Origin of the sequence: Streptomyces tendae (assembly GCF_014650435.1) — a bacterium.
GTDB classification, from domain to species: domain Bacteria; phylum Actinomycetota; class Actinomycetes; order Streptomycetales; family Streptomycetaceae; genus Streptomyces; species Streptomyces tendae.
In genome coordinates, this window is the sequence record NZ_BMUY01000081.1 from 1 (window position 1) to 848 (window position 848).

Below are 848 nucleotides of genomic sequence, written 5' to 3' on the forward strand. Positions count from 1 at the left end.
AGGAGGTGCTCGGAGTCCTGCTTCTTGTACTCGTTGTACTTCTTCAGACCGCCGTGGTACTCGTCCATCCAGTTCTTGGCGAAGGTGCCGTCCTGGATCTCGGCGAGGACCTTCTTCATCTCGGCCTTGGTGGCGTCGTTGATGATCCGCGGGCCGGTGACGTAGTCGCCCCACTCGGCGGTCTCGGAGATCGACCAGCGCATCTTCTCCAGGCCGCCCTCGTACATGAGGTCCACGATGAGCTTCAGCTCGTGCAGGCACTCGAAGTACGCGATCTCCGGCTGGTAACCGGCCTCGGTCAGGGTCTCGAAGCCCGCCTTGACCAGCGCGGCGGTGCCACCGCACAGGACGGCCTGCTCGCCGAAGAGGTCGGTCTCGGTCTCCTCGGTGAAGGTCGTCTTGATGACGCCGGCGCGGGTGCCGCCGATGCCCTTGGCGTAGGACAGGGCCAGCGCGAAGCCGTTGCCCGTGGCGTCCTGCTCGACGGCGGCGATGCAGGGAACGCCGCGGCCCTCCTCGTACTGACGGCGCACCAGGTGGCCCGGGCCCTTGGGGGCGACCATGCAGACGTCGACGCCGGCCGGGGGCTTGATGAAGCCGTAGCGGATGTTCAGGCCGTGGCCGAAGAACAGCGCGTCGCCGTCCTTCAGGTTGTCCTTGATGTCCTTCTCGTAGACCTCGGCCTGGATCGGGTCCGGGACCAGGATCATGATGACGTCGGCCTCGGCGGCGGCCTCGGAGGGGCTCACCACGCGCAGGCCCTGCTCCTCGGCCTTGGCCTTGGACTTGGAGCCCTCGTGCAGACCGACGCGCACGTCGACACCGGAGTCGCGCAGCGACAGGGCGTG

The 848-nt window shown here is 67.2% G+C and carries 1 protein-coding gene; it reads right to left on the reverse strand.

From position 1 onward, the window contains the following. Window positions 1-848: ketol-acid reductoisomerase (gene ilvC, locus IE258_RS40700; protein WP_189750824.1), on the reverse strand; the 848-nt coding region annotated here is incomplete at both ends.